The sequence below is a fragment of the Variovorax sp. SPNA7 genome, assembly GCF_033807855.1.
GTDB classification, from domain to species: domain Bacteria; phylum Pseudomonadota; class Gammaproteobacteria; order Burkholderiales; family Burkholderiaceae_C; genus Variovorax; species Variovorax beijingensis.
The window spans coordinates 385,203-402,568 of record NZ_CP138514.1 but is presented as its reverse complement, the minus strand read 5'-3'; the positions used below and the strand labels follow the sequence as shown (position 1 = coordinate 402,568).

Sequence of the window (17,366 nt, the reverse complement as noted above, 5' to 3'; positions counted from 1 at the left end):
TCTCGAAGAAGGACGGTGGCCGGATCATCGATCAGCCCAGCAGGCTGTCCAGGATGCTGGCAACCGGCGTTCCGCTGCCGCCAAGCCCTTGGTCGACCTGGCTGCTGATCGGAGCGATGGTTCCTCCCAGGAGGTCGCCGCCGAGCAGGTTGCCGACGAGGCCGTCTTCGCCGAGGACGCCGTCGAGCAGATCGCCGCCGAGCAGGTCGCCACCCAAGAGGTCGCCACCGAGCAGATTGCCGACCAGGCCGTCTTCACCGAGGACGCCATCGAGCAAATCGCCGCCGAGCAAGTCACCGCCCAGGAGATCGCCACCCAGCAGGTTGCCGACGAGGCCGTCTTCGCCCAGCACGCCGTCGAGCAGATCGCCGCCGAGCAGATCACCACCCAGGAGGTCGCCACCGAGCACGTTGCCGACCAGGCCGTCTTCACCCAGCACGCCGTCCAGCAGGTCACCGCCGAGCAGATCACCGCCCAAGAGGTCACCACCGAGCAGGTTGCCAACGAGGCCGTCTTCACCCAGCACGCCGTCCAGCAAATCACCGCCGAGCAAGTCGCCACCCAGGAGATCGCCACCGAGCAGGTTGCCGACAAGGCCGTCCTCACCAAGGATGCCATCGAGCAGGTCGCCACCGAGCAGATCACCGCCCAGGAGGTCACCACCGAGCAGGTTGCCAACGAGGCCGTCTTCACCCAGCACGCCGTCGAGCAAGTCGCCGCCCAGCAGATCACCACCCAAGAGGTCACCACCGAGCAGGTTGCCGACAAGGCCGTCCTCACCAAGGATGCCGTCGAGCAGGTCGCCGCCGAGCAAGTCGCCACCCAGGAGGTCGCCGCCAAGCAGGTTGCCGACGATGCCGTCTTCACCGAGGACGCCATCGAGCAGGTCGCCGCCAAGCAAGTCACCACCCAGCAGATCGCCACCGAGCAGGTTGCCCAGCACGCCGTCCTCGGACAGCAAGCCGCCGACCACGCCGTCTTCGCCCAACAGGCCGCCCAGCAGGCCATCGTCACCCAGCACGCCGTCGGTCAGGCCGCCGAGCAGGCCGTCCTCGCCGCCCAGCAGGCCACCGAGCGGGCTGTCTCCGATCAGGCCGCCGACGACACCGTTCACGCCGAGCAGGTTGTCCACCACGCCGTCCTGGCCGAGCAGGCTGCCGGTCAGGCCCTCGCTGCCCAGCACGCCGGCCAGCGTGCCTTCTCCGCCCAGCAGACCACCGACCAGCCCGTCGCCGCCCAGCAGGCCGCCGAGTGCGCCCTCGCCGCCGAGCAGGCCACCGAGCAGGCCCTCTTGGCCCAGCGGTCCGCCGAGCAGGCCGCCCAGAGCGCCGTCTTCACCCAGGAGGCCGCCGACGAGGCCTTCGTCGCTCAGCACTTCGCCCAGCAGGCCACCGACGGCGCTGTCTTCACCCAGCAGGTTGCCGACCAGGCCGTCTTCGGCGAGCAGGCCGCCTACGAGGCCCTCTTCTTGCATCAGGCCGCTCAGCAGGCTGTTCTCGCCCAGCACGCTTTCGACCACGTTTTCGACGACGCCGCCGTCGCCCACGAGGTCTTCCAGGACACCGTCGAGGCCGAGGGCCGTGGTCGCGCCGCTCAGGATGCCGTTTTCGCCCACGAGGTTGTCCAGGCCGTTCTGAAGCGCGTCGGTGACGTGGTCGACCTGGCCGACCAGTGCATCGGTGGCGCCTTCGCCCAGCAGGGCGTCGACGATGGGCGCGGCCACGCCGTCCACGCTGTCGACCACGGTTTCGGTGAAGTCGTCCACCGGATCGAACTGGTTCGGATCGTCCCGCGTGAACTCCTCGCCCAGGATCGGGGACACGATGTCGTCGATCAGGTCGGTCGCGCCGTCGATGACGCCGGGCACTGGTGTGAGTGAACCACCCAGGCCCAGGTTGTCGTCGGTCGAGCCGATCAGGCCGCCGGTGAGGTCATCGCCCGGATCGAGGAGGTGATCGCCGTCTGCGTCTGCGTCTGCGTCTGCATCAGCGTCTGCATCAGCGTCTGCATCGGCATCCGCATCCGCATCTGCATCTGCATCTGCATCTGCATCAGCGTCAGCATCAGCATCAGCATCAGCATCAGCATCAGCATCAGCATCAGCATCAGCATCAGCATCAGCATCAGCGTCAGCGTCGGCGTCGGCGTCGGCGTCGGCGTCGGCATCGCCGTCGGCGTCGGCATCGGCATCGGCATCGGCATCAGCGTCAGCGTCAGCGTCGGCGTCGGCGTCGGCATCCGCATCGGCGTCAGCGTCTGCATCGGCATCGGCATCGGCATCGGCATCGGCGTCAGCATCGGCATCGGCATCGGCATCGGCGTCAGCATCGGCATCCGCATCGGCGTCAGCGTCAGCGTCAGCGTCAGCGTCAGCGTCGGCGTCTGCATCGGCATCGGCATCGGCATCGGCATCGGCGTCAGCGTCAGCGTCAGCGTCGGCGTCGGCGTCTGCATCGGCGTCAGCATCGGCATCGGCATCGGCATCGGCATCGGCATCAGCATCAGCATCAGCATCAGCATCAGCATCAGCATCAGCATCAGCATCAGCATCAGCATCAGCATCACTGTCGCTGTCGCTGTCACCATCATCGAGACCGCCTCCCGTACCGCCGCCGGTGCCGGCCCCGCTGCCAAGGAAGAACGGAACCGTTCCGCCGTCGCTGCCGCCACCGCCGCTCAATGCCGCACCGAGCGCGACTGCTCCGAGCGCGCCGAGGGCGAATTCGCCCAGGCCGATGCCGGCTGCGCCGGTATGCGCCTTGGTAACGGCGACAGCTGCTGCGTCGGCATCGTTGTCGGGTGGCGTGATCTTGAGGTCGCCCGTGGCGACGTCGACGTTCACCTGCTCGAGGCCGCCGGGCAGCTTGGTCGATCCGAGCGTTGCGTCGGTGCCGCCGGTAAAGACGCCGGACAAGGGCGCCTTGTTGGAAGGCGAGCCGGGAAACAACACGTTGGCCTGGCCACCTTCGGGTACCAGCACGCGGTCGCCGGTGAGAAGGGCGTGGCTGCCGTCCACGGGAATCCGGACGCCGTCGCGAATCAGCGCGGTGCCGGGAGTGGCATTGGAAAGCGATCCGATGCTGGACGGCCCGGAGGCGGCGACCGGTGGCACTGCGGACGATCCCATCGGAGCGATGGGGGTCACCGTGGCTTGGGCGATGACCACCGGTGCAACGTCGTTGTTGACGGCTCCGGAAGTGGATGGAATCGATGTCTGCGACGCGGTCATGTGAGAGGCCTCCTCGTTGAATGGATGGTCACAAGTGGCAACATGCGTGCCACTGCCCTACCACTCCGGGGAAGCCTCGTGCGATTTATTGCAAGCCCTTGATTTGAAAGGCTTTTTCGCTGTTCATGCGTGTGGCGGAAGCCGCGCCGTTCGTCACAGGCGCCCAAGCTTTTGGCTGTTGCTACGTTACGTGGGGGATCACGTACCACGTAACACGACATCGAATCCGGCCGCGCCTTTGAGCTGCGCTTGCTAGCCGCGACTGACCACGCCGATGCATTTCAAGTCCCATCGTAGACAAACTGCCAGTCCGAATAATGCTGCGCCGGTGACTGCTTCAAGGTGATGCCGGTCGGCACCACCGAACGGATCGGCTGGCTCGAAGAAGCGCTCGCCACGCCCCAGATGCCACCCTGAGGCGCCAGAAGCGGCGTGAACGCCTTGGCGGTCATCGGGTCCTGGTAGAGCTGCCGCAGATAGCGGCGCGTTACCAGATGCCGCGCATCCTTCAGGAGGTCTTCGAGCTGAACGGGATAGCGGCGCTGCCCGCTGGGAGCACTCAGGTAGTAGTCCTTGATGGCCTCGCGGTACAGAGAGCCCACATGGACGAGTTCGGCCTCGCGCTCTCTTTGCGCACTCGCCGAATAGACATCCATCGCCTTGCCAACGCCCAGCGACAACAAGAACACCGCCAGCAGCATGAAGAGGTAGCCCACCCCTTGCTGCCGACGCTGTCGATACCGCGCGCCGGTGCGGCTACCAGGACTTGAACGCAGTTCCATCCAAGGCATTGCCAGCCGCGCCGCTGTGCACGTCGTGAACAACCTTCCTGCCGCCCTCTTCCTCGCGGAGGGAAGGTATCCAGGAATCCCGGCGCTCGGTCACCGGATCCAGCGGGAGCGCTCTCAAATAGCGCTGGGCGACCAAGTCGGCGAGCTTCTCGGGGTATGCGCCTTTGTCGCTGTAGTGCTGGTCGAGCGCGATGCGAAGCGCGACCAGGTTCTCCTTCAGCGCCGCCTCCTTCGCGACGTCGACCTTCTGCATGTAGCGCGGCACCACGATGCTGAGCAACGCCGACACGATGGCCATCACCACCAGCAACTCGATCAGCGTGAAGCCGCGGCTTCTGTTGTTCGTCATGTTCACCACTGCGTGTACGGCACGCCGTTCAGGCCCGCTCGTTTGCTGAGTGAATAGATGTCGTACACGTCGTCGCCTTCCTTGGGCCGATCGGCCTCGCTCGAGTAAGCGCGCTTGCCCCAGGTGGCGGCCGGCGCTAGCTTCATGTCCGCATTCATGGGATCGCGCGGTACACGGCGCAGGAAGAAGATCTTCCGATGCCCCGGGTCCTTGAGGTCGGGCGTCCCCTGAACGAGCACATCGAGCGTTTCCGGATAGCCCGTGGTCGTTGCCGAGCGGTAGATGCGTCCCTCGTCTCCCGCGCGCTTGTAGGCGTCGATGGCGCCGCGCACTTCGCGCAGCGCAATGCGCAGCTCCTGCTCCTTTCCCCGCCGGATGGACATTTCAGTGAGCGGCACCACAACGGATGCCAGGATGCCCACCAGCACCACCGTGACCATCATCTCGATCAGCGTGAATCCGCGGGCTGCATTCATCGATGCACCGCGAACTGCCTGGGCAAGGTGACTGCGGCAGGAAGATCTGCGCCGCCCGCGCCCTTCACCCGAAGGTTCTGAACGGAAATGCTGACGGGCGACGCCGGCATCCTGGCGGCCTTCATCGCAATCACGGCAACCACCGCACCTGGCTGTGTCCGCTTTCCTCCGCTCACGTGGATGATCTGCCCGGCTTGCGCCGTTTGCACCTGGGCACCCTCTGCTTCCTTGGCAGGCCGCGCCAGCTCGATGCCCGGCTGGTCCAGAACCAAGTCGAATTCGATCGACTCGTAGGGCGCGTCATGATTGACCGTGACATTGAAATCGGTGCCCACTTGCACGCGGTCGGGAACACGCAAGTCCACGGCAGGAATCGCCGGGGCGCCCGGCGCTCCTCCCTGGATTCCCCCGGGCATTCCGGACAGGTTGGAGCCCTGCGTCAACTGCACGTCGCTGCCACTGTATTGGCCAATGGGCGTCAGCCGCATGGGCCTGACGGAGGCGTTGTCCGCCGTGCCGGACGGAAACTCGACGACATGGGCCGGCGGCGTCGGCATGGCCCGCACGATGCGCGGCGTGATCAAGAGGACGATCTCCGACCGGCCATTGGTGTTCGTCTGGTTCGAGAACAGCCGGCCCACACCCGGCACCGTCCCAAGGCCGGGAATGCCCGCCGAATTGTTGTTCTGCTCGTCTTTCAAGAGACCTGCCAGCACCTGGGTTTCGCCATCGCGCAGGCGCAGCATCGTGCTCGCATTGCGCGTGCCGATCTGGTAGGCCAGCAGTCCGGTGGTCGAGCGGATTTCCTTCACGACATTGCTCACCTCAAGGTCGATCGCAATCGTCACCTCGCTGTTCACGTGGATCTCCGGAACCACCTCGAGCTTCAGGCCCACGTCGAGGTAGCTGATCGATTCGGTCGACGCGCTGGAGGTCTGGTTGATCGTGGTGGTGATCACGGGCACCTTGTCGCCGATCAGGACCTTGGCCTTCTGCCGATTGGTGACGCGGATCCGAGGGTTCGCCAGCGTCTTTGCATCGCTGCTGGTCTGCTTCAGGTTGAGTACCAGCAACGGATCCGGCAGGAACAGCTGAAAATTGTCGCGGTTGAGGTTTCTGATTTCATTGACCGTCAGTTGCCCCGCCAATCCGGCCTTGCCAAGGACGCTGACGCCCAACCGGTCCGGATACTGAACGCCTGCATTGAGCAGGCCATTGGAGTTGACCTCCAGGATCTCGACTTCCAGCAGCACCTCAGGGTCGGCAATGTCATAGGTGGCCACGAGACGCTCGATGGCCGCAATGACGTCGAGGTTGTCGCGCACCACCATCATCTTGAACCGGTCGTCCACATAGATCGACTTCGGATTGATCAGCGCCTTCACCATCTCCTGCATCTTCTTGGGATCGGCGTTCTTCAGGTAGAACGTGCGCATCACCAGGTCTTCGTAGCGCCTCTTCTTTTCGTCGGTGTCGGCGTAGATCAGCAGGGTCGACTCGTTGAGAATTTTCTTGTTGAGCTGGCTGGTACGCAGCACGAGGTTCAGTGCGTCTTCGACCGAAGTGTTCTTCGCGAAGATCGTGGTCTTGATGTCGCTCTTCACATCCTTGTCGACCACAAAATTGACGCCCGACGTGCGCGACAGGATCTCGAGCACCATCTGGATGCCGACGTCCCTGAGCTCCAGGGTCACGGGCTTCTTGAGGGCCTCGGACAGCACAGGATCGGCGGTGAGGCCGCGGTTTCTCTCCAGCTCGATGCCCTGGAGGAGCCGTTGCGCCTCGGGCTGCGACGAGTTCTCGGACAAGACGGACCTGAGGGAGCGCATCGCCGCCGCGGAATCGCCATTCTTGAGGGCCGCACTCGCCTGGCCCATCTGTTCCGACTCACGGGTATCGCGCTCCAGCGCGGCCAGGCCGGCGAGCGCCGCCTCGTTCTGAGGATCGATGCGGAGCACCGCCCGGTATCCCTCTTCAGCACCCGCAGTCTTTTTCTCCGCGGCAAGACGCCGCGCCTTCTGCAGCATGTCGCGCAAGACGCCATCTCTGACCTGGAGGTATTTCAAGCGGTACCCGGTCGGGTCGGTCTTCGCCAATTGGCTCAGCATGACCAGTGCCGCATCGTTGCTGCCTTCGGCCAGAAGCTGATCGGCGCGGCGCTCCTCCAGGTAGGTGGCGCATCCGGACAGGAGCCCGATCAGCAGCGGGAGCATAACCAGCCTGGGCGATACGAAGGGAGCGGACATGTTCTTTTTCATTGCGCCGCAGTCACAGGGATCATGCGAGTCTCGTTCAGGGGAAGGTAGCGAAGCTCGATCTGCGTGGCGCTGGCCTTTTCGACTCTCCACTGCGGATCGACCAGGCTGCCGATTTCGACCACCTGCGGATCGGCCCCTTTGCCCAGGAAGACGTAGCTGCGCCCGTCCTGGTCGATGCGGCCGAGGTAGGTCAGCGCGGGGTCGGGTGCCGTGGGCTTTGGAGATGGCATGGGCGGCGCTGGAGGCACCACGGGAGCAGCCGCAGCGGCTGCCGCTTCGGCCGCACGCCTCTGTTCGGCGTCCGAGGGCCGCCATTCCTCGCCCGCCAGGCGCATCCAGGGCGCTCCCGAACCTGGTGAGGTGCTCGTTCGATCCTGCGGGGCATGCACCTGCAATGGAGCTGCGGCCGGAGTGTCCAGCGCGTCGGGCTTCAGCAAGGCAATCGCCGTCAGCGCGGCCGTCAACAGCAAGGCGGCCTGCAACGGCTTGGACAAAGACAGCGCCTTCATCGCGCGCTCCCTGGGTCCGCAACTCGGTAATAGAGGGTAGTTTCAAGACGGATGTTGAGCTTGTCCCCTGGCCCGGGCGCTCTTTCCATCGTCACGCGATCGATGCCCAGGTTGGGCATGGCGACCAGCAGGTTGTGCATGAACTTCCGATACGGCCCGTACTCGGCGGACACGGAGAGCTGCATCGTCATTCGCTGGCCGGGCAGATGTTCCAGCCTGCCGTGTCCGTACTCCACGCGAGAGAGCGCGACGCCGCTTTCGCTTGCCAGGCTGTGCAGCGTCTGCATCTGCTGCTCCCGCATTTCCGTCGCCGGGAGAAAGGCCATGAACCCTGCGACCAGGTCTGCGCCTCCCCGCTCCGGAGCTATCGCCAGTTCTGCCGGGGAATCCACCTTTGCCGTCGCCGTGTAAGCGCGGAGTTCGCGCAGCTCCTGGCGCAATGGCTTGTTCACCCAGAACTCGACGCCAGCGCCAAGAACAAGGGCGGCAACCGCAAGGAATTCAGGCCAGGCGACGTCTTCCCACGCCAGGCGCGCACCCCAGCGCAAGCGCCCGATGAGCTCGTCCAGGCGAATCCCTCGGGCGGTCACGGCCGATTCCATTCGGCCGCCAACTGGAACGCCACGGGCTTGCCACCAGGAACCGGGTTGTCCGCCTGCTTCGCCTCGGACAGCGGCTCCACAGCGCGCCAGGAAGCATCGCCGCGCAAGCGCTGCACGAACTCCACAAAAGCCTGGCTGCTGTCCGCCTGGCCGGATATGCGCAGCCGGAACGCATCGGTTTCCGGCTGCACGCGGTTGACCACCACGTCATCCCTTAGCGAGGCTTGCAGCGCGTTCAGCATCGACTCCCACGGGCGCTGCAGGCCGGACACCAATCGCTGCGTCTCGTCCACGGCTTCTTTGCGGATTGGCGACTGTTGCGCCGGCCGTGTTCTGTCACTCGCCCGCTGCTGTGTGTCGAGCTGCGCCACGAGGGCATCCCGGCGCTCGAGCAGCTTGTGGCGCGTTGCCAGCGCATAGCCACTGCAAGCCACACCGATCACGAGAAGCACCACGGTGGTCTTCCGCCAAGGCGACCTCGATGCGAATTCCAGTTTCATCTCCATCAGAACACCCCGCACAGGGCAAAGGCATAGGCCGTGTCCCGGGCCGTGAGGAAGCCCTCGCCATCTGCGAGCGAGAGGCCGCCGCCCACGCCGCTCCGCATCGGCGTGGACGAGAAAAGCCGCAACCGGTTCTCGCCTGCGCGCATCGCAGGCACCGCCTCGATGCGCGCTGCATCGAAGGGCCGCAGCGCCACTGCCTCCACATCGCCTTGCGCGTGATGAAGAACGACCTGGCGGTCACCATCGATCACGCACAGTGCGCCGCTTTCCTTCTCGAGCACGGAACGGAATCGGTCCCAGACCGCCGCAACGCTGGGAGCCACGCTCGCCAGACGGATCGCCGACGTTTGTGCATGCACCTCGAGTTCTGCGAGCAGATCGTTGGAAACGAACGCGACCAGCTGCGCGCGGCCGTAAGCGCTCTTGGCGAAGCGCATGGCATAGGTGCCGGGGTCTTGCTTGAACTGCTGCTCGAACAGTGCCGCGGCAAATGCCTCCCGCAGTTTCCTGTCGGCCAGGTCGGGCGTCCATTGGAGAAGCAGGTAGCGGGCGTCGGATACCCCCAGCACCCATTCCTGCGACGCGCGCCATCCGCCTGCGCCCATCCATTCGCGCAGCGACTGCAGGGCGGCTGCCCGCTCACCGGCGGCAAAGGCGAACCGTTCCTTGCGGACGACACGGCGCGTGCCGCGCTGTGCCTGCACCTCGCAGGCCATCAGCGCGTCGGCGGCCAGATGCACTCTGTACCGGCGGCGAGGGTTCCACGCACTACTCCACGAACGTGACACGATTGATCTCCTGCAAGGTGGTCTGCCCCCGCTTGACGGCCTCCAGCGCCTCCTGCCGCATCGAGGCCATGCCGTGGACCCGTGCCACCTCCTTGAGGCGGGCGATAGGTGCCTGCTGAAGGATCAGCTCCCTCATTTCGTCGTTCAGCACCAGAACCTCGGTCAGGGCCCGGCGCCCCTTGTAGCCGGTGCCGCGGCAATGGGCGCAGCCCCTGCCCCGTTGAAGCACATGCCCGGCAAGCACCTGGCGCGCGATGCCGGATGCCTGCAGCAACTCGTCGTCGGGCTCATAGGCCTCCAGGCAGTGCGAGCAATTCAGGCGCACCAGCCGCTGTGCAACAACACCGTTCAATGCGGTGACGAAGCTGTAGGCGTCCACGCCCATGTGCCGGAAGCGGCTCAGCACGTCGAAGACGTTGTTGGCATGCACGGTCGTGAAGACCAGATGCCCCGTGAGCGCCGCCTGCACGGCGATCTCGGCAGTTTCCCGGTCGCGGATCTCGCCCACCAGGATGCGGTCGGGGTCATGGCGCAAGATGGAACGCAGGCCCTTGGCAAAGGTCAATCCCTTGCGTTCGTTGACCGGAATCTGCAGCACGCCCGGCAACTGGTACTCCACCGGATCCTCGATCGTGATGATCTTGTCGTCGCCGTGGTTGATTTCGCTGAGCGTGGCGTAGAGCGTCGTGGTCTTGCCCGAGCCGGTGGGGCCCGTGACCAGCAACATGCCATAGGGCTGGCTCGCCAGCCTGCGGATGGTCTGCTGCACGCTTGCTTCGATGCCCAGCAGATCGAGGTTGAGCTGCGCCAGTTCGGCGGTCAGCGATTGCTTGTCGAGAATCCGCAGCACGGCGTCTTCGCCGAAGAGGCCGGGCATCACCGACACGCGAAAATCGATCTCCCGTCCGGCAATGTTGACGGCGAAGCGGCCGTCCTGGGGAATGCGCTTCTCGCCGATGTCGAGCTCCGCCATCACCTTCAGGCGGGAGATCACCTGCTCGGCCAGGCTCACGTCCGGCAACTGCCGCGCGGCGCCCAGCACGCCGTCGATGCGGTACTTGATGACCAGGCCCAGCGGCGTGTTCTCGAAGTGGATGTCGCTGGCGCCGCTCTTGTGGGCGTCATAGAGCGTCGAGTTGACGAGCCGGACCACCTGGCTTTCGTCGCGGGCAATCGAGCGCAGCGAAATCTCTTCGCTCTCGGCTCCATTTCCCCGGGAGATGGCGCCTTGCTCGAGGCGAATGACCTGGGAGATCGCCTGCTGGTGCGCCTCCAGGCGCGACAGCATGGCCTTGAGTTCGAGCGGGTGGGAGAACGCGAGCCGGAAGTAGCCCGGGATCCGGTGCGTGGCCCAGGTGTAGAGCGCGCTGTCGAGCGGGTTGCCGCTTACGAAGTGGCGCACGCCCTGCGCATCGGTCATCTGGAGGCATTCGCGCTCCAGGCACTCCCCGTAGCTCACCAGCGAGAAATCCGGCGTCATCGCTTCCAGCTCAGGCAGCGAAACCACCGGCAGGCCGGCATGGCGCCCGACGGCATCCAGTACCTCTTCCGGGGAACGCGAGCTCAAGCGCTGGAGCGACACCAGCACGGACTCTCCCTCGGCCGATGCCGCGGCCGTGGCCTCATTCAGCAGGGTTGGCGTCAACCAGTCGGCCGGGGGCTGGACGATGGCGTTCATCCCAGGCTCCCCGCCAGTTCGAAGATCGGCAGGTACAGCAGGATCACGATGCCGCCGATCGCCAGGCCGATGACCAGCATCAGCACGGGTTCGAAAAGGCGCGCGAAGCGATCGATCCAGTGCGCGATTTCCTTGTCGTGGAAGGCGGCGGCCTGTTCGAGCATTTCAGCCATCTGGCCATTGCGCTCGCCCGCCCGGAGCAAGCGCAGCGCGACGGGTGTGGTCAACGCCACGGTGTGAAGACTGTCGCTGAGACTGCGGCCCTGGGTGACTTCCAGCGTGGCGGACAGGGCCGCGGGCTGCAGTCGCAACGGCAACAGCCCCTGCGCCATGTGCATGGCCTTGATCACGGGAATGCCGCCGCCCAGCAAGAGGCCGAGCGAACGATAGAAGCGCGACAGCTGCATCAGCTTGATGCGCCCGCCGAGCCATCGGTTGCTCTGCAGGGCCGCACCCATCCAGGCGCGCGCGCCCGGGCGAGTCAGCATGATGGGCAAGGCGACAGCCAGGGCGATCAGGAGTCCGGCGATCAGCACCCAGTGCTCGCTGGCAAAAGTGCCCCAGTGCATGAGCCAGCGCGAGGCCAGTGGAAGCTTGTCCTCCATGCCCTCGTAGACGTGGCTGAAGCGCGGCACCAGAAAGCACAGCAAGAACAATGCGACGGCCGACCCCACGGCGCAGAGCATCGCCGGATAGAGCGAGGCGCTGATGATCTTCTGCCGGATGATGCCCAGTTGCTCGTGGTAGCGCAGGTAGCGCTGCAACGCGGGCACCATCTCGCCGGTGTGCTCGCTGGCCGCAATGGAAGCAATGAAGAGCTCCGGAAAGATGGCAGGAAAGCTCTTGAGCGCGCTCGAGAAAGACTGTCCTTCCTGCATGTGGCGCACCAGGTCGTTGAGCACCGACCCGGCGCGTGCCGCCGCGTGCTCCTGGCGCTCGGCCAGGGTCTCCAGGGTTTCGATCAGCGACAGGCCAGCGCCCAGCAGCGCGACAAGTTCGTGGGCAAACAGGGAAAGATCAAAGCCGCTTCTCTGCGAGGCCAGCGACAAGCGGAAGCCTTCTCCCTGCACGTCGAGCACGCGCATCAAGCCACCCTGGCGGGCCGACTGTTCGGCCTCGATGCGGCTGCCGGCGGTGACCAGGCGCATCTGCAATTCGCCCTGGGCGGTCAGACCGCGCACCTTGAAGGTTGCCATGCAATGCCTGCCCGCGCGCGCTATCGCCCGATGTCCGCGTTGTCGCCGCTGCCGCCGGGGGCCTTGTCGGGGCCGAAGGAATAGAGGTCGAAGTCGTCGGTCTGCTTGTTGCCGGGGTACTTGTATTGGTAGGGCTGGCCCCAGGGATCCGAGGGAACGTCTTTGCGGAGGTAGGGGCCGCGCCAGCGAATCTCGCCAGGAACCGGCGCAAACAAGACCGCCAATCCTTCCTGGCTGCTGGGATAGCGCCCCACGTCCAGGCGGAACTGATCCAGCGCCTTGCTCAAGACGTCGATCTGGGCCTTGGCGGTGGTGATTTCAGATTTGCTGACGTTGCCGAAAAGGCGCGGGCCGACGATGCCGACCAGCAGGCCGATGATGACCAGCACGACGAGGAGTTCCAGCAAGGTGAATCCTCGGCTTTGGCGTTTTCTCCACTTGCAGTTGTTCATAGAGCGGGAGCCGAAAGGCCATAGATAAAAACCAAGGCTGTCCAAAACGGCTTTGTCATGGCTGCGCCTTGAGTTCCTGGTCATAGACGCGTTGAGCGAGGCCGATGTCCAGCTTTTGCAAGCGGGTGTGCGCGTTCAGTGCTTCCTCCGTTTTTCCGGTGCGCCGATAGACCGACGTCAGGTTGGCCAGGACCAGCGCATCGTTGGGGTTCTCGCGGTTCAGCTTCTCGAACAGGTCCACTGCGGGGGCAAACTCTTTGCTGCGGATATAGGACACGCCGAGCGTGGTCTGTGCCGCGCGGTTGCCCGGCTCAAGGCGCAAGGCCTGCATCGAGGCTTCCTTGGCTTCTGCGAACTGCCCGGTTTCGTTCAGGGCGGTCCCCAGGTTGATCCACGCGCTGGCCATCCTGGGATCGAGCTCGGTCGCCCTTCGGTGCGCCGCAACAGCCTGCGGCCACTGGCCCTGGTGAGTCCTCACGGAGCCCAAGGTATCCCAGGGTATGGCTTCGAGCGGACCCAGCCTGACCGCCTCCTCCGCAGCTTGCGAGGCATCGGCCAATCGCCTTTGTGCGAGATAGAGCCAACTCAGGCGCGCGCGGTGAAGCGCTGCTTTCGGCTCGCGTTCGACGGCCTTGCCGTAGGCCTCTTGCGCCTTGTCCAGCTGCCCGTCCTGCTGGTAGGACGCACCGAGCTCGCTCCAAAGGTCCGCGCCGTTTTCGCCATTCTTCGACGCCTCGATGAATGCGGCGATGGCGCGCTTGTAGTCCCGTTCATGCCCGGCAAGCAGAACGCCTTGCCACTTCCACGCCAATCCATACTTGGGGTCGATGGCCGTTGCCATGCGGAACGCCTGCAGAGCCGGCGCCGGCTGCTTCGCGTGCGCATAGGCGTTGCCCAGATTGACCCACGGAGCAAGAAAGCGCGGGCCCGCCTGCACGGCCACTTCATAGGCCCGGATCGCCTTGTCCAGATCGCCGGCCTTCTGCCACGTGGCACCCAGGCTGTTCCAGAGGAGCGGATCGCCGGGCGTTTCGGCCACTGCCTGGCGAAGCGTTTCCGCGGCCTCGCGCGGATCGGTCTGCATCAGTGCAAGGTCATTGAGCGCCTGTGCCCGGCTTTGCCCCTTGCCGGCGCTGGCGGCCAGCTTCAGCGTGGAGATGGCCTCTGAACGCTGGTCCGTCTTGATGTACAGATTGGCCAGGTTCTTCCATGCGAGGCTGTAGGCGGGATCGATGCGGGTGGCAGTGCGGTAGGCATCGATCGCACGCGGGACGTCGCGGGTTTCCGCATAGGCATTGCCGAGGTTGCTCCATGCCACTGCCAGCCGTGGATCGAGCTCCACCGCGCGCTGATACGCCGCCATGCCCCGGGGGAGCTTGTCCGCTTCCCTGCTGAACATGTATGCGTTGCCCAGGTTGTTCCAGGCCCAGGCACTTTGCGGACGGTCTTCGGTCCAGCGCAGGTTGTTCCGCAAGAGGCCATCCCTGTTGCCGCGGGCTTCGAGCGCGCGCGCCTGGTTCATCCAGGCGGCGGCCGTCAGCGGCAGTTCGGGCGGGGGCATTCTTGAGTCGACATGCGCGATCCACTCCACCGGCAGCGCCATGGTCAGCGACGACGGCCCCGACGTGTCCACCGAAGCCATGCCGACCAGGCGGCCCTTCCAATCGTAGACACCGGCCCCGTCGCGTACGACGAACGATTCGCTCGAGAGGATCGGGGGCTTGAGTTCGAGGTAGATCCCATCCACGACCCTTCCCTGGTAGGCGACTTGCAGGTCACCGAAGCGGTAATGGCCATCCTTGTTGATCAGCACGCGCGCCACCCTCGTCTGGTCGGAGCTTTGTGCGTTGGCAATGTCCGCGGCGCGCGCGGGCAAGTTGTCGGCTTGCAGGATGCACACGTCGCGGTCCTGGTCCGATGCGACGAGGCGTGCCGGATAACGAGGCCCATCGATGGCCTGCACCTCGTAGGAAGCAGCACCTGCCAGGCGATGGCAAAGGGTTGCGACCTTGCCCGGCGCGGTGACCACGCCGGCGAATACGGACGGTCCGGTCACAACGACGACTTCGCTGCGGACCAGATCTTCAAGACGAGGCGTCTTCTCCTGCGCGGATGCGGGCGCCAGGAGGCCGCAGCTTGTTGCGCCTAGCACGCAGATGGCCAGTTGATGCGCCGCCGGCCGACGTGCTGAAGCTTTTCGTAAAAAATAACGCTGCACTGAATTGACTCCCTCATTCTCTTTGGTGTTGGGTCAATGACCCTATTTCAGTGGAATATCTCCAATGTGCTCCACTGTAGATCGATCAGCTCATTTGCATCCCATCGGACGAACTCCAATTCGTACAAACGGTTGTTTTCATCCACGTAAAGAATAGCTGAGACCTCTGCGCCGTCTTTGTCTAGCAGCTTCCCTTCTACCTCGACGGTGTGTTGCCCTTGATAGATTGGCCGCTCATACCCTGGTATTGAAAAAATGATCCATGATCTATTCGAGGCACACTCTTTGATCTGCGCAACTTGAAGATCCGCCAAAATCAGCTCTTGCGCTGCAAGGGGAAGCAGTTCCGCATATTGCTTTATTAAATATCGCTCCTCTTGCTTCAAGCGCGATTTTGACATTTCATATAGACAGTCAATCATTCTGAGTCCTGGCGTTTGCCCAAGCAATCTTATGGTTGTTGGGCGCGGAATATGTCCGGGATTGGCTGCTCCTTTTGTTGCAACTAGTTGGCAATGAAATCAAAATGAACTTGCATCACGTCAATAGCCTTATCAACGTCGAGGCCAAGGAAGCCCAGAACCTCCAAAAACCACGAAAGCTGCTCACCAAGGTTGTGCGAATCAACCGCAGTTGGGGACAACAAGCTGACTGCAAGCCGGGCGATGAGTAGATCTCTGCTACTTAAGTCTCGAATCCCTTTCTCATCAATCAATCCCCACCAATCAGCCAAAGCGGTTTGCCGCTCTGACTCAGTAGCAGATCCATCAATGATTTGGTTAACAAGAGCGACAGGTGAATCGGTCGATGTTTCAAATTCAATTCCAAGTTGATCGACAACGGCAAGCATGTAGCGCTGAAGCTCGTTCACAGCATTGCCGCGCTCTGGAGGCCATGAGATGGCGCTAATTGGTTTGATCATTCAGAGACTCCGAAGAATCGAAGGATGTCTCCACACGAAGTATTTATGGCAATTGGCAGGGCTTTTCCCTCTAAAAGGAGTGCTGAACTGCCCGTAGTGCACGATGAAAGTTAATGGAAGCGTGTCCGGTTGCGGCAAATGGTGATCCGCAGTCTTCAACTCTGGGCTAAAGTTGTGGCCCCTTTTGAATAAAGTAATCGCCTGCTAATCAGGGGTAAGAGAGTTGAGTCCATTCCATCACCTTGCGCTCCTATTGGGCTGGACGAATTTGAGAGAAAATACTTTCGAGTTCGGCATTAATTGTTGCCTTCTATCTTCGATTCCAACAATCGCGTCCGCGGCTCATTGAGTAAATTCTCCGAAATCGTATCTAATAAATTATTCGTGTGTCACGAGCGGGCGATGATTAATTTCCGTCTGGGATCAAGCGAATTCCATTGCACATCACAAAACTATCTACGTAGCCAGAAATTTCTCCCGGCATATAAACGGTCAGAAAATCATCATTCGGCGCGATGGTAAAGTTTGTATTTTTTGTTTGCTCGTCGAAGATGGCATAAATTTCCACCTTCTGCCCAGGCTTCAAAATGAAATACTCAGGCATTGGCTCAAGATATACCTTGAGCGAATTTGAGCTTTCATTTTGTAGCGGAAGTACCAAAGTAATATTGGACAAGGCTCCACCTTCTAACTCCATGTATCCGGGTCATACGGTTATTACTTTGGCAACTGATCTAATCGAAAAAAGCCGCCCATTCCCGCCCCCATCTCAGGCGTTGCGATCTGGGCCTTGGCTGTGGTGGCTTCGGATTTATTGATATCGCCGAGCAAGCGGGGAAAAAGAGAAAACAAAGATTTCAAGAAGACTGAATTTACGCTTCTTTATAGAATGAATTTTTTCATTGTCTTCTCGAAGAATAAAATTCATTAACTTTAAATTTTCATTTCAATTTCAGCAAGAAATCGCCACATAAACTGCATTCGAGGTCTCCTGAAGAACATCCGCCATTCCCCCAAGTCTTATTTCGGAAGAGTTTATTGACTGGATGGAAATTTCTAAGCTATAGTTTGTTTTATATTCGCTTTCGACAAATCTTTTCACCCTCAATGCGCGACGACGAGCTGAATTTTTCTCCGATTTATTTGCTCTTTCGTAAATGCCAGATATATATATAACCACATAGTCATGATAGGGAGGGGTGCATTTTTCTCGAGAAAATTTCACCATCTTCTCTAAGGTCTCAATTGCTTCGGTGGATAATTTTTTATTTTCTTGGACACTCAACACTTCTCTTGTTAAGTTTCCTTGTGTGTTTGCAAAAGAAGAAAGGGAAAGCCCTCCTCCCATGAAGCACATAACGCAGAAAAAAATGGCATTGATTTTTTTCATTT

At 62.3% G+C, this 17,366-nt stretch carries 17 protein-coding genes; all 17 read right to left on the bottom strand.

Annotation, left to right across the window (positions count from 1 at the left end):
• Positions 1-31: 31 nt before the first annotated feature.
• Positions 32-3,229 (bottom strand): hypothetical protein, encoded by a 3,198-nt coding sequence (locus RZE77_RS29630; protein ID WP_319443272.1) that lies wholly within the window; start codon positions 3,227-3,229, stop codon positions 32-34.
• A gap of 281 nt (positions 3,230-3,510) precedes the next feature.
• Entirely contained in the window at positions 3,511-4,011 is a 501-nt protein-coding gene (locus tag RZE77_RS29625; protein WP_319443271.1) for a type II secretion system protein, read from the bottom strand.
• On the bottom strand, positions 3,986-4,369 hold the full coding sequence (locus RZE77_RS29620) for a type II secretion system protein (protein WP_319443270.1): 384 nt from the start codon (positions 4,367-4,369) through the stop codon (positions 3,986-3,988). Before RZE77_RS29620 ends, RZE77_RS29625 begins: the two co-directional genes overlap by 26 nt.
• A gap of 2 nt (positions 4,370-4,371) precedes the next feature.
• Positions 4,372-4,845, bottom strand: a complete 474-nt coding sequence (locus RZE77_RS29615) for a type II secretion system protein (protein WP_319443269.1) — start codon at positions 4,843-4,845, stop codon at positions 4,372-4,374.
• Positions 4,842-7,103 carry a secretin N-terminal domain-containing protein gene (locus tag RZE77_RS29610; RefSeq protein ID WP_319443268.1) on the bottom strand — a complete coding sequence of 754 codons (2,262 nt, stop codon included), beginning with the start codon at positions 7,101-7,103 and terminating at the stop codon, positions 4,842-4,844. The genes RZE77_RS29615 and RZE77_RS29610 overlap by 4 nt, the downstream gene beginning before the upstream one ends.
• Positions 7,100-7,612, bottom strand: coding sequence for a hypothetical protein (locus RZE77_RS29605; RefSeq protein WP_319443267.1), 513 nt, complete (start codon positions 7,610-7,612; stop codon positions 7,100-7,102). Before RZE77_RS29605 ends, RZE77_RS29610 begins: the two co-directional genes overlap by 4 nt.
• On the bottom strand, positions 7,609-8,214 hold the full coding sequence (locus tag RZE77_RS29600) for a hypothetical protein (RefSeq protein WP_319443266.1): 606 nt from the start codon (positions 8,212-8,214) through the stop codon (positions 7,609-7,611). Before RZE77_RS29600 ends, RZE77_RS29605 begins: the two co-directional genes overlap by 4 nt.
• A complete protein-coding gene (locus RZE77_RS29595) occupies positions 8,199-8,720 on the bottom strand; it encodes a PilN domain-containing protein (RefSeq protein ID WP_319443265.1) in 522 nt (173 codons plus the stop codon). Before RZE77_RS29595 ends, RZE77_RS29600 begins: the two co-directional genes overlap by 16 nt.
• Entirely contained in the window at positions 8,720-9,460 is a 741-nt protein-coding gene (locus RZE77_RS29590) for a hypothetical protein (RefSeq protein WP_319443264.1), read from the bottom strand. Before RZE77_RS29590 ends, RZE77_RS29595 begins: the two co-directional genes overlap by 1 nt.
• A 28-nt stretch (positions 9,461-9,488) precedes the next feature.
• On the bottom strand, positions 9,489-11,186 hold the full coding sequence (locus RZE77_RS29585) for a GspE/PulE family protein (protein ID WP_319443263.1): 1,698 nt from the start codon (positions 11,184-11,186) through the stop codon (positions 9,489-9,491).
• The gene (locus RZE77_RS29580) at positions 11,183-12,382 is read right to left on the bottom strand and encodes a type II secretion system F family protein (RefSeq protein ID WP_319443262.1); all 1,200 of its coding nucleotides are present in this window, start codon (positions 12,380-12,382) and stop codon (positions 11,183-11,185) included. Before RZE77_RS29580 ends, RZE77_RS29585 begins: the two co-directional genes overlap by 4 nt.
• Before the next feature lie 20 nt (positions 12,383-12,402).
• Entirely contained in the window at positions 12,403-12,834 is a 432-nt protein-coding gene (gene gspG / locus RZE77_RS29575) for a type II secretion system major pseudopilin GspG (protein WP_319443261.1), read from the bottom strand.
• A 55-nt stretch (positions 12,835-12,889) separates the two neighbouring features.
• Positions 12,890-15,052, bottom strand: a complete 2,163-nt coding sequence (locus RZE77_RS29570; protein ID WP_319443260.1) for a serine protease — start codon at positions 15,050-15,052, stop codon at positions 12,890-12,892.
• A 47-nt stretch (positions 15,053-15,099) separates the two neighbouring features.
• The gene (locus RZE77_RS29565; protein WP_319443259.1) at positions 15,100-15,474 is read right to left on the bottom strand and encodes a DUF6984 family protein; all 375 of its coding nucleotides are present in this window, start codon (positions 15,472-15,474) and stop codon (positions 15,100-15,102) included.
• Positions 15,475-15,557: 83 nt separating this feature from the next.
• Entirely contained in the window at positions 15,558-15,974 is a 417-nt protein-coding gene (locus tag RZE77_RS29560; protein WP_319443258.1) for a hypothetical protein, read from the bottom strand.
• Positions 15,975-16,380: 406 nt separating this feature from the next.
• Positions 16,381-16,671, bottom strand: a complete 291-nt coding sequence (locus RZE77_RS29555; RefSeq protein WP_319443257.1) for a hypothetical protein — start codon at positions 16,669-16,671, stop codon at positions 16,381-16,383.
• Positions 16,672-16,926: 255 nt separating this feature from the next.
• Complete coding sequence (locus RZE77_RS29550; protein ID WP_319443256.1) at positions 16,927-17,364, bottom strand: hypothetical protein; 438 nt, start codon at positions 17,362-17,364, stop codon at positions 16,927-16,929.
• Between the last annotated feature and the right edge of the window lie 2 nt (positions 17,365-17,366).

What these genes read in the sequence shown, in the direction of transcription:
- RZE77_RS29630 (WP_319443272.1), bottom strand. Translation starts at nt 3,229, where the DNA reads ATGACCGCGTCGCAGACATCGATTCCATCCACTTCCGGAGCCGTCAAC.
- RZE77_RS29625 (WP_319443271.1), bottom strand. Translation starts at nt 4,011, where the DNA reads ATGGAACTGCGTTCAAGTCCTGGTAGCCGCACCGGCGCGCGGTATCGA.
- RZE77_RS29620 (WP_319443270.1), bottom strand. Translation starts at nt 4,369, where the DNA reads ATGACGAACAACAGAAGCCGCGGCTTCACGCTGATCGAGTTGCTGGTG.
- RZE77_RS29615 (WP_319443269.1), bottom strand. Translation starts at nt 4,845, where the DNA reads ATGAATGCAGCCCGCGGATTCACGCTGATCGAGATGATGGTCACGGTG.
- RZE77_RS29610 (WP_319443268.1), bottom strand. Translation starts at nt 7,103, where the DNA reads ATGAAAAAGAACATGTCCGCTCCCTTCGTATCGCCCAGGCTGGTTATG.
- RZE77_RS29605 (WP_319443267.1), bottom strand. Translation starts at nt 7,612, where the DNA reads ATGAAGGCGCTGTCTTTGTCCAAGCCGTTGCAGGCCGCCTTGCTGTTG.
- RZE77_RS29600 (WP_319443266.1), bottom strand. Translation starts at nt 8,214, where the DNA reads ATGGAATCGGCCGTGACCGCCCGAGGGATTCGCCTGGACGAGCTCATC.
- RZE77_RS29595 (WP_319443265.1), bottom strand. Translation starts at nt 8,720, where the DNA reads ATGGAGATGAAACTGGAATTCGCATCGAGGTCGCCTTGGCGGAAGACC.
- RZE77_RS29585 (WP_319443263.1), bottom strand. Translation starts at nt 11,186, where the DNA reads ATGAACGCCATCGTCCAGCCCCCGGCCGACTGGTTGACGCCAACCCTG.
- RZE77_RS29580 (WP_319443262.1), bottom strand. Translation starts at nt 12,382, where the DNA reads ATGGCAACCTTCAAGGTGCGCGGTCTGACCGCCCAGGGCGAATTGCAG.
- gspG (WP_319443261.1), bottom strand. Translation starts at nt 12,834, where the DNA reads ATGAACAACTGCAAGTGGAGAAAACGCCAAAGCCGAGGATTCACCTTG.
- RZE77_RS29565 (WP_319443259.1), bottom strand. Translation starts at nt 15,474, where the DNA reads ATGATTGACTGTCTATATGAAATGTCAAAATCGCGCTTGAAGCAAGAG.
- RZE77_RS29560 (WP_319443258.1), bottom strand. Translation starts at nt 15,974, where the DNA reads ATGATCAAACCAATTAGCGCCATCTCATGGCCTCCAGAGCGCGGCAAT.
- RZE77_RS29555 (WP_319443257.1), bottom strand. Translation starts at nt 16,671, where the DNA reads ATGGAGTTAGAAGGTGGAGCCTTGTCCAATATTACTTTGGTACTTCCG.
- RZE77_RS29550 (WP_319443256.1), bottom strand. Translation starts at nt 17,364, where the DNA reads ATGAAAAAAATCAATGCCATTTTTTTCTGCGTTATGTGCTTCATGGGA.